At 72.2% G+C, this 9,780-nt stretch carries 10 protein-coding genes; all 10 read right to left on the bottom strand.

Annotation, left to right across the window (positions count from 1 at the left end; all coding sequences use genetic code 11):
• Positions 1-170: flavodoxin-dependent (E)-4-hydroxy-3-methylbut-2-enyl-diphosphate synthase (locus ACFXAE_RS35630; RefSeq protein ID WP_384723698.1), on the bottom strand; the 170-nt coding region annotated here is incomplete at its 3' end.
• Between the two features lie 4 nt (positions 171-174).
• Positions 175-1,197 (bottom strand): adenosyl-hopene transferase HpnH, encoded by a 1,023-nt coding sequence (hpnH, locus tag ACFXAE_RS35625; protein WP_384723691.1) that lies wholly within the window; start codon positions 1,195-1,197, stop codon positions 175-177.
• Between the two features lie 5 nt (positions 1,198-1,202).
• On the bottom strand, positions 1,203-1,859 hold the full coding sequence (locus ACFXAE_RS35620; RefSeq protein ID WP_384723688.1) for a 1-hydroxy-2-methyl-2-butenyl 4-diphosphate reductase: 657 nt from the start codon (positions 1,857-1,859) through the stop codon (positions 1,203-1,205).
• A complete protein-coding gene (gene shc, locus ACFXAE_RS35615) occupies positions 1,859-3,898 on the bottom strand; it encodes a squalene--hopene cyclase (protein WP_384723685.1) in 2,040 nt (679 codons plus the stop codon). The genes ACFXAE_RS35620 and shc overlap by 1 nt, the downstream gene beginning before the upstream one ends.
• Positions 3,899-4,015: 117 nt before the next feature.
• Positions 4,016-5,080: a polyprenyl synthetase family protein gene (locus tag ACFXAE_RS35610; RefSeq protein ID WP_384723694.1), complete on the bottom strand. Its 1,065-nt coding sequence runs from the start codon at positions 5,078-5,080 to the stop codon at positions 4,016-4,018.
• Between the two features lie 71 nt (positions 5,081-5,151).
• A complete protein-coding gene (hpnE, locus tag ACFXAE_RS35605) occupies positions 5,152-6,579 on the bottom strand; it encodes a hydroxysqualene dehydroxylase HpnE (RefSeq protein WP_384723682.1) in 1,428 nt (475 codons plus the stop codon).
• Positions 6,576-6,701 (bottom strand): DUF6380 family protein, encoded by a 126-nt coding sequence (locus tag ACFXAE_RS35600; protein WP_384723679.1) that lies wholly within the window; start codon positions 6,699-6,701, stop codon positions 6,576-6,578. The genes hpnE and ACFXAE_RS35600 overlap by 4 nt, the downstream gene beginning before the upstream one ends.
• A complete protein-coding gene (hpnD, locus tag ACFXAE_RS35595; RefSeq protein WP_384723676.1) occupies positions 6,701-7,651 on the bottom strand; it encodes a presqualene diphosphate synthase HpnD in 951 nt (316 codons plus the stop codon). The genes ACFXAE_RS35600 and hpnD overlap by 1 nt, the downstream gene beginning before the upstream one ends.
• On the bottom strand, positions 7,648-8,559 hold the full coding sequence (hpnC, locus tag ACFXAE_RS35590) for a squalene synthase HpnC (protein ID WP_384723673.1): 912 nt from the start codon (positions 8,557-8,559) through the stop codon (positions 7,648-7,650). The genes hpnD and hpnC overlap by 4 nt, the downstream gene beginning before the upstream one ends.
• Before the next feature lie 358 nt (positions 8,560-8,917).
• Complete coding sequence (locus ACFXAE_RS35585) at positions 8,918-9,703, bottom strand: ABC transporter ATP-binding protein (RefSeq protein ID WP_384723670.1); 786 nt, start codon at positions 9,701-9,703, stop codon at positions 8,918-8,920.
• Positions 9,704-9,780: the final 77 nt, after the last annotated feature.

Raw genomic sequence — 9,780 nt, 5'->3', positions numbered from 1 at the left:
TGCTGGAGGGTGGCGCCGATGTCGGACGTACGCGTGGTCGTCATCGACTGCACGGACACAGGGGCGTCCCCGCCCACCGCCACGGATCCGACCTGAATCCGCCGCGCGGCGCGCCGCTCGGCGAGCGGCGGCAGCGGCGCCTCGGGCATCCCGAGCGGGACAGCGGTCACGGCCTCACTCCCGGTTCCCGGAGACCGTCTCGCGCAGGGCGCGCAGCGACTCCTTCAGGGACCCCATGGTGGCGAGGACCGCGGTGGGCTCGTATCCGCAGTGCGCCATGCAGTTGGCGCAGCGCGGGTCCTTGCCGCGGCCGTACCGGTCCCAGTCGGTGTCCTCGATCAGCTCCCGGTACGTCGGCACATAGCCGTCGCTCATCAGGTAGCAGGGGCGCTGCCAGCCGAAGAGGGAGTAGTTCGGGATCGCCCACGCGGTGCACGGGAAGTCGACCTTGCCCTCGAGGAAGTCCAGGAACAGCGGGGAGTGGTTCAGCCGCCAGCGGCGCCGGTTGCCGCCCGCGAAGGCCTTCCTGAACAGTTCCCGGGTCTGCTCCACGCCCAGGAAGTGCTCCTGGTCGGGGGCCTTCTCGTAGGCGTAGGCGGGCGAGATCATCATCTCGTCGACCTCGAGGTCGTCGTTGAGGTAGTCGAGCACCTCGACGATGGTCTGCGGGGTGTCGGTGTTGAAGAAGGTCGAGTTGGTGGTGACCCGGAAGCCGCGCCGTTTGGCCTCCTTGATGGCCGCCACGGCCTCGTCGAACACGCCCTCCTTCGCCACCGACTCGTCGTGGCGCTCGCGCAGCCCGTCGATGTGCACGGCGAACGCGAAATAGGGCGACGGGGTGAACCTGTCCATCTTCTTGCGCAGCAGCATGGCGTTGGTGCACAGGAAGACGTACTTGCGCCTGGCCACCAGCTGGCGCACGATCTCGTCGATCTGCGGGTGCATCAGGGGCTCGCCGCCGGCGATCGACACCATGGGGGCCCCGGACTCCAGGACCGCGCCGACGGCCTGGGCGACGGGCATCCGCTGCTTGAGCACCCCGGCCGGGTGCTGGATCTTGCCGCACCCCTCGCACTTGAGATTGCAGGCGAAGAGCGGTTCCAGTTCGACGATGAGCGGGAACTTGTCCCGCCTGCGGAGCTTCTGTTCGGCCAAGTATGTAGCGACCTTGATGGACTGACGCAGCGGCATGGCCATCTGGCTCACCTCCTGGGGAGCAGCAAGGAACGGTGCCATTCTTGGAAAGCCGGGAGTACGGAACGAAGGACACGGAAAGCCGATATTCCACCGCGCACCGTGCCGATCCGGACCAGTTCGTGTTCAGGAGCGTCCACGACCACCCGGACGGCCGCAACCGGGCGCTCGCCCGTCCGGACGGCGCTCAGAAGCGTGGCGGCGGATTCCATGTCGGCCGCGATCGCGCCGGTCGCGAGCAGCTCGGACCGCTCGTGACCGCGGACGACGTGGTCGGAGCCGGTGAGCGGGCCGGTGTGGACGGTGCGCCCTGGCGCCGCGCGCCCCAGCTCCTTCACCAGCAGTTCGGTCCCCACGCACGGGACGCTGCCGCGCGGGTCCCGGGTCTCCTCGGCGACGACCAGGTCGCCGGGATGCATCCCGGGAGCGAGCCCGGCGCAGAAGCCCGTGGCGAGGACGGCCGCCCGCTGCAGGTCCGGGCCGGCAAGCATCCGGGTGACGGACCGTTCGGCCGCCGCCGGCCCCATGCCCGTACGCAGGACAGTGACCGGCCCGCCCGCGTCCCCGTCCCCCCGCCCGCCGCGCTCCCGCCTGCGCAGGGCGAACTGCTCGATGCCGAGCGCGCAGGCGATCAGCAACGGGACCGGGGCGGGCTCAGGGGCCATCAGCTTCCCTTCACCTCGGCGAGCGGCTGCCCGGGGTCGCGCTTCGCCACGACCGGTTTCTTGCTGAACGGCTCCCCGTGCACGTACCGGCCGAGCGCGGTGAGCGGGAAGACCTGCCGGTAGAGGTGGTAGTTGATGGAGAAGTCCCAGGGGAAGCCGGTGCCGGTGAAGTACGGCTCGTCCCAGGAGCCGTCCTCGCGCTGGGTGGCCGCCAGCCACTCGATGCCGCGTTCGACGGCCTTGGAGCCCCGCTCACCCGCCGCCAGCAGGGCCATGAGCGCCCAGGCCGTCTGCGAGGCGGTGGAGACTCCACGACCGGCCCATTCCCGGGCGTGGCGGTAGGAACGCAGGTCCTCGCCCCAGCCGCCGTCGTCGTTCTGCACCGACTCCAGCCAGGTCACCGCCCGCCGGATCGCCGGGTGCGAGCCGGGGAACCCGGCCGCGGTGAGCGCGGGGACGACGGAGCCGGTGCCGTAGAGGTAGTTGACGCCCCAGCGTCCGAACCAGGAGCCGTCCGGCTCCTGTTCGGCGAGCAGCCACTGGATGCCGCGCCGGGTGCGCGGATCGTGAGCGAGGCCCTCGACGGCGAGCATCTCCACGACGTGCGCGGTGACGTCGGCCGACGGCGGGTCGATGACCTCGCCGAAGTCGCAGAACGGCAGCCGGTTGGGGAACGGGCTGGTGTTGTCGACGTCGAACGCGCCCCAGGCGCCGTTCCTCGACTGCATGCCGAGGTTCCAGCGCACCCCGCGCCCGACGGCGTTGTCCAGCCGCTCGGGGTCGTGGTGCTTGACCCGGCGCAGCGCGAGGACCACCTCGGCGGTGTCGTCGATGTCGGGGTAGTTGTCGTTGTGGAACTCGAACGCCCAGCCCCCGGGCGGCAGATGGGGCCGACGCACGGACCAGTCGCCGGGTCGCACGATCTGCTCGCCGAGCATCCAGTCGGCGGCCTTGACCAGTTGCGGATGGTCGGCGGGCAGGCCCGCGTCGGCCAGCGCGATGACGGCGAGGCAGGTGTCCCACACCGGGGACTGGCAGGCCTCGATCATCCGTGCCCCGTCCTCGCGCCACACGGCGAACCGGTCCAGCGACTTCAGCCCCGCGCGCATCACCGGATGGTTCAGGTCGTAGCCGAGCAGGTGCAGCGCGATGATCGAGTACACCGCCGGGGGCTGGATGCCGCCCCAGCAGCCGTCGTTCTCCTGCCGTTCGATGATCCAGCGGGCGGCGGTGTTCATGGCCGCCCTGCGCAGCCGGCGCGGAACGGCTCCGCGCAGCGTGTGCAGGGCCTTGTCCAGCCGCTGGAAGGCGCCGTCCCAGCTGGCCGGCGGTGCGAGCGGCCGGGGAGGGCTGGGGCGGTGCGGGTCGGTGTGCAGTTCGTCCAGCGGGAACGGGGCGGGGCGCACCGGCCGCTTGGCGGAGACGATGGTCAGCGGCACGATGGTCTGCCGGGCCCAGCAACCGAAGTCGTAGATGTTGAGCGGTACCCAGGACGGGAACCAGATCAGCTCGGGCGGGAGTTCGGGCAGGTCCTCCCACTTCCACCAGCCGAACAGCGCCAGCCAGATCCGGGTGAAGACACGGGAGGCGGCGATGCCGCCGCGCTCGCGGATCCAGGCGGAGGCCTTCGCCATGTGCGGGGCGTCGGGCGGATCACCGGCCAGCCGCAGGGCGACGTACGCCTCGATGGTGGCGGAGAGGTCGCCGGGTCCGCCGTGGAAGGTGGCCCAGGTGCCGTCCTCGCGCTGCTCGTCGCGGACGAACAGGGCGGCGGCGCGGGTGGTGTCCTCGTCGCGGATGCCGAGGAACTGACGCAGCAGCAGGTCCTCGGCGTCCATCGTGACGTTGGTCTCGAGGTCGCCCTTCCACCAGCCCTGGTCGTCCTGCCGGGACAGCAGGAAGTCGGTGGCGCGCCGCATGGCGCGGGCGGCGATGTCGGGAACCCCGGCCGCCCCGGGGATGTCGGTGTCGTTTTCGCTGGCCGCGGTCACTACGGGCGGCCACGCCGCCCCGGTGCTTCCGTCGGTCGTCGCTGTCATGGCTTCCCCTTCGTGCAGTCCTGCGAGTGGTGTCTGCTGTGGGTCCGCCGTCGGCCGGTGCCGTTCTCCCCTGGGCACCGGCCGGCGACTACGCGAGGGCTATTCGACCGATAGTGATCATCTCTTTCGTACGACGACGAAGTCCGCGAGCGCCGTGAACCCTTCCCGCACCGGGTCGGGCATGTCCACGGCGCCGAGGGCCTCGATGGCGACGGTGTGCTGACGGCGTGCCTCTCCGGCGGTCCAGTCACGGCCGCCGGCCTCCTCGATGAGGGCGGCACGGGCCGCGAACTCCTCCTCGGAGAAGTTCGCGAAGTCGCTGCTCTTGGCGTCGGCGGCGAGGATCTCGCCGAGCCGCTCGGAGGCGGGGCCGCCCGCCGCGAGCGCGGCCACGACCGGGAGGGACTTCTTGCGCTGGCGCAGGTCGCTCCAGGTCTGCTTGCCGGTGGCCTCCGGGTCGCCCCAGATGCCGAGGAGGTCGTCGACGGCCTGGAAGGCGAGGCCGAGGTGGTAGCCGTACGTCTCCAGCGCGTCGGCGGTGCGGTCGTCCGCGCCGCCGAGCACCGCGCCGATGGAGCTGGCGCAGGCGAGCAGGGCACCGGTCTTGTTGCCCTCCATCTCCAGGCACTCCTCGACGCTGACGCGGTCGCGGTGCTCGTAGGAGATGTCCTGTGCCTGGCCGTCGATGAGCGCACGGCTCGCCGCGGTCAGCCGGCGGGTGGCGCGGCCCGCCTCGACGGTGCCGAGCTCCAGCAGCACCTCGTTGGCCAGGGCGAACAGGGCGTCGCCGACCAGGATGGCCTGGGCGGGGCCGTGCACCTTCCAGACGGTGTCGCGGTGCCGGCGCTGTTCGTCGCCGTCCATCAGGTCGTCGTGCAGGAGCGAGAAGTTGTGGACCAGTTCGACGGCGACCGCGCCGGGGACGCCGGTCTGCGGGGCAGCCCCGGCGACCTCGGCGGACAGTACGGCGAGGGCGGGGCGCACGGCCTTGCCGCCGTCGCCGTCCGCGGGCCGGCCGTGGGCGTCGATCCAGCCGAAGTGGTAGGCGGCGACCGTGTCCATGGGAGGTGCCAGGCGGTCGACGGCCGCCCGCAGTACCGGCGTGGCCAGGGTCCGGCCGCGCTCCAGGAGCGCGGACACGTCCACCGCGGTCCTTCGAGCGGCCTGCGAGGCCGGGGGCACAGTGGGCACAGTCTCTCCTCTTGTTGCGGTACCGGGGGTGCGGGAACCTGCCGCGCCGCTCTGGTGCGGCATCAGGCCGCCTCCTCGATCGCGAAGAGGTGGCGGGGGCGGGGCCGGCCGAGGGCGCTCAGCGCGGCGTCCGCCGCGCCGACGCCGCTGCGGACCGCACTCTCCATGGTCGCGGGCCACCCGGTGGCGGTCCACGCTCCGGCCAGGTACAGGCCGGGTGCCTTGGTGCGGGCGCCGGGCCTGAGGCGTCCGACGCCGGGGGCGGGAGCGAACGTGGCGGTGCGCTCCCGGGTGACGAAGAAGTCCTCGACCCGCGCCTCGCGGGTGCGCGGCAGCAGCCGTTCCAGCTCGGGCAGGTACCGCTCGCGCAGCGCGGCGACCGGCTCGTCGATGTCGTCCTGGGCGACGGACTGGGAGAGGGCCAGGTACTGGCCGCGCTCCAGTCCGGACGCGTCGGTGCGGTCGAAGACCCACTGCACGGGGGTGCCGAGGGCGGCGAAGAAGGGGCGCCCGAGCACCTTGCGGTCGTAGACGACGTGCACGTTGAGGATCGGGGCGGTGCCGAGGGCGAGCAGCCGCTCGGGGGCGTCGAGCGCCCCCGCGGGCAGCAGGTCGTGGGCCTCGCGCTGCGGTACGGCGAGGACGACCGCGTCGGCGTGGATCGTCTCGCCGGGAACCTGAACGCTCCATCCCCCGTTCCCCTTTGCAGAGACGGAGGTGACCCGTGTACGGACCTCGGTACGCACGCCCGCGGAGTCGAGCGCCTTGCGGGCGAGCCGGTCGTGCAGTTCACCCAGCGGCACTCGGGCCCAGCCGATGTCGGCCGCCGAAGGGTCGGACAGCAGACCGGTCTTGAACACCATCGCGGCGAGCGACAGGGACGTGTCGCCCGCGACCGCGTTGAGGGTGGCGACCCCGACCAGGTCCCACAGGGCCTCGACGGCGCGCGCCGACTGGCCGTGCGCGGTCAGCCAGCTGCCGAAGTCCTGGGAGTCCAGGGCCGGATCGGCGAGGTCGAGCCCCTTCAGCGCGAGCGCGGCCCGGATCGTCCTGGCCCGGTCGGCGAGCGACAGGTGCGGATACGTGGCGAGGCTGCGCCCCAGATGCAGGGGTACGGGCAGCGCGTCGCGCCGCAGTCTGCCGAGCCGCCGCCCCTCGGGGCGCGTGACGTCGAGGACGGGCACGTCGAGACGGTCCTGCAGTGGTGCCAGCGCCGCTGCGCCGATCCGGTCGAGGAACCAGCGGTAGGCGGTGCAACAGCGCAGGTACACGTGCTGGCCGTTGTCGACGGTCAGGTCGCCGCGCCGGAAGGAGAAGGCGAGCCCGCCCAGGCGCGGCCGGCCTTCGAGCAGGGTGACGCCCACCCCGGCGTCGGCGAGCGCCAGCGCGGCGGTGACGCCGGCCAGCCCGCCGCCGACGACCACGGCGTGCCGTCCTGCCGGAACGGGGTCGTTCGTGTGCGGCCCCGCGGAGCGTGTGCCGTGGCTCATGCGCCCTCCCCTGTCCGGCCGGTGCGCTGCTCGAACGGTGCGGAGCCGGCCGTCTCAGTCTGGGACGCGGCGTCGCGGCGGAGGGTTGCCCGCCGCTTCCCGCCGGGGTGCGGGGCGTCCATCAGGCGCGCCTCCTGACGGTGCGCCGGGTCACGTGCCGGGTGTCCAGACCGGACAGGCCGCGCACCGCGACGTACGCCTTCTCGCGTCCGGGCAGGGATACCCGGCCGCGCAGTACCGCCCCGGGGTCGCGCTCGATGCGGTCCAGGAGCCGGCGGTAGATGCCGGCCATGGCGGCGACGCAGGCGCCGCTGCGCCGGTCGAGCAGGGGGAGCAGCCGGTAGCCCTCGGCGAACAGGGCGCGGGCCCTGCGCACTTCGAAGTGCACCAGGCCCGCGAAATCGGAGCCCTCCGATGGTGTCGGCCCGCCGAACCCGTCCGAGCAGCCGAACTTGGCGAGGTCGTCGGCGGGCAGGTAGGTGCGCCCGCCCTCGGCGTCCTCGCGGACGTCGCGGAGGATGTTGGTGAGCTGGAGTGCGAGGCCGAGGATGTCGGCGTACTCGGGCGCGCGCTCGGCGCCGCGCGCCCCCCGTTCCGTACCGAACACCCCGAGCGAGAGCCGCCCGATGGCACCCGCGACACAGCGGCAGTAGACCTTGAGGTCGTCCCAGGTCTCGTAGGTCTCGCCGCGTACGTCCATCTGGACGCCGTCGATGAGTTCGTCCAGGCCGCCGAGCGGGATCGGGAAGTGCTCGGCTGCGTGGGCGAGGGCGACCGCGACCGGGTCGGTGTCGTCCTCGTCGACCGCTCCGTCACGGATCCGGGTGAGCAGCGCCCTCGTGTCCTCCAGCCGGGTCACCTTGACGTCGTTCGCCAGCGGGCCGTCGCCGATGTCGTCGACGCGCCGGGAGAACGCGTACAGCGCCGACATCGCGCGCCGCTTGGGCGTCGGCAGCAGCCGGATGCCGTAGGCGAAGTTGCGTGCCTGCTGTCCGGTGACGGCCTCGCAGTAGCTGTAGGCGGCGAGTACCGGTGCGGACGCGGGTGGTTGCGGCTCCACGGTCCGGATCACCCCTTTCCTCGCAGAGTCGCGCCCGCCTCGCGCAGCAACTGGACCTTGCCGGGCTTGGGCGGGCCGGGAAGTACGTCGTATTCGGCGGCGGCGATCGCGTGGAGGGCCGCCCTTCCTCCCGCCACGAACCCCGCGAGCAGCAGCCTGAGCCTGCCGTGGACGCTACCCACGAGGGGGGCGCCCTCATCCAGCAGGTCCCGGGCGCGTTGCGCCTGGTACGCGACCAGGGCGCGCACCGACGCGCCCGCGGTGGGCGCGGCGAGGTCCGCCTCCTGGACGTGGAAGCGCTTCATGTCCGTGGCGGGCAGGTAGACGCGGTCGCGGCCGAGGTCCTCGGCGATGTCCTGGAGGTGCTCGACGATCTGGAGGGCGGTGCAGACCGCGTCGGAGCGGCGGACGCGCTCGGGCGTCGAGGTGCCGGTGACGGCGAGGACGAGGCGGCCGACGGGGTTGGCCGACAGTTCGCAGTAGGCGAGCAGGTCGTCGTAGGTCTCGTACCGTTTGACGAGCTGGTCCTGGCGGTTGGCGGCGATCAGGCCGAGGAAGGGCCCGGGGTCCAGCGCGTGGCGGCGTACCGTCGGCCGGAGCCGGCGCAGCAGCGGATGGCCCGGCTCGGGGCCGGCCGGATCGAACACCCGGCGCAGGTCCGCCTCGAAGGCGGCCAGCAGTGCCGGCCGGTCCTCGGCCGCCTCCTCGGGGACCCCGAGGAGACGGGCGTCGGCGCCGCCGGGGGCCAGGTCACCGTCGCCGATGTCGTCGACCAGACGGGCGAACCCGTACACCGCCATGAGGTCGTCGCGCCAGGGCCGGGGCAGGAAGAAGGGGGCCACGGGGAAGTTCTCGGCGGCGGCCTTGCCGAGGGTGGCGCGCTCGGGGTCGGCGGCACGCGCCGCGGCCACGGGCGTCATCGCGGACTGCCATGGGCGGGGACGGCACACGCTGCGCTCAGCAGGGGAGTTTCCGTAGCCATTGCCGTCACATCTCCCGTTCTACACTGTTGACCCAATACGCACTATTTCGGACACGCCGCCCAGGCTTTCGCCGGGCGGCATCGTTGGATGATGTCGGGCATTATGGCCCTGATTGCCGCCTTTCGGGACCGGTACAGCTTACGTTGTACAACGCGGCGCGTGACGGCGGGGTCTCCGCGCAACACGACAACACACCGATCGGCGTCAAGATTCCACCGGGCCGCCGGAGTTGACGTCTCCTTCGCAGACGCCGGGCCCCGCCGGACAGTTCCGGCGGGGCCCTCGTCGCACCGGGCTACTTGCCCGTGAACTTCTCGTACTCCCGGAGCACCTCGTCGGTGGGCCCGTCCATGCGCAGTTCGCCGCGCTCCAGCCAGAGCACGCGGTCGCAGGTGTCGCGGATCGACTTGTTGTTGTGGCTGACCAGGAACACCGTCCCGGCCTGCTTGCGCAGCTCCCGGATGCGGGCCTCGGAACGCTTCTGGAACTTGCGGTCGCCGGTGGCCAGGGCCTCGTCGATCATCAGGACGTCGTGGTCCTTGGCGGCGGCGATGGAGAAGCGCAGCCGGGCCGCCATGCCGGAGGAGTAGGTGCGCATCGGCAGGGTGATGAAGTCGCCCTTCTCGTTGATCCCGGAGAAGTCGACGATCTCCTGGTAGCGCTCCCGGATCTGCTCGCGGGACATGCCCATGGCGAGCCCGCCCAGTATGACGTTCCGTTCGCCGGTCAGGTCGTTCATCAGGGCGGCGTTGACGCCGAGCAGGGAGGGCTGGCCGTCGGTGTAGACCTTGCCCTGTTCGGCGGGCAGCAGTCCGGCGATGGCCCGCAGCAGGGTCGACTTGCCCGAGCCGTTGGAGCCGATCAGGCCGATGGCCTCGCCCCGGTAGGCGACGAAGGACACCCCGCGCACGGCGTGCACCTTGCGCACGCCCCGCGCCGCGTCGTCCTTGCCCCGCTTGACGATGCGGCTGAGCGCCGCCGTGGCGCTGCCCCTGCCGGTCCTCGCGCCGTTGACGCGGTAGACGATGTGCAGGTCGTCCGCGATGACCGTGGGGATCTTCTCGTCGGTGGTGTCAGCCACGGCCGTACCTCTCCTCAGCCTTCCAGAAGTAGACGAAGCCGATCACGCCGGCCAGCAGTGCCCAGCCCAGCGCGAAC

The organism is Streptomyces sp. NPDC059454, from assembly GCF_042749965.1.
Lineage (GTDB): Bacteria > Actinomycetota > Actinomycetes > Streptomycetales > Streptomycetaceae > Streptomyces.
Note: the sequence above shows the minus strand (reverse complement) of the source record. Positions and strands in the feature narration are given on the sequence as shown.

Excerpts from the sequence above, each read along its gene's own strand:
- hpnH (WP_384723691.1), bottom strand. The coding sequence starts at position 1,197 with ATGGCCATGCCGCTGCGTCAGTCCATCAAGGTCGCTACATACTTGGCC.
- ACFXAE_RS35620 (WP_384723688.1), bottom strand. The coding sequence starts at position 1,859 with ATGGCCCCTGAGCCCGCCCCGGTCCCGTTGCTGATCGCCTGCGCGCTC.
- shc (WP_384723685.1), bottom strand. The coding sequence starts at position 3,898 with ATGACAGCGACGACCGACGGAAGCACCGGGGCGGCGTGGCCGCCCGTA.
- hpnE (WP_384723682.1), bottom strand. The coding sequence starts at position 6,579 with ATGAGCCACGGCACACGCTCCGCGGGGCCGCACACGAACGACCCCGTT.
- ACFXAE_RS35600 (WP_384723679.1), bottom strand. The coding sequence starts at position 6,701 with ATGGACGCCCCGCACCCCGGCGGGAAGCGGCGGGCAACCCTCCGCCGC.
- hpnC (WP_384723673.1), bottom strand. The coding sequence starts at position 8,559 with ATGACGCCCGTGGCCGCGGCGCGTGCCGCCGACCCCGAGCGCGCCACC.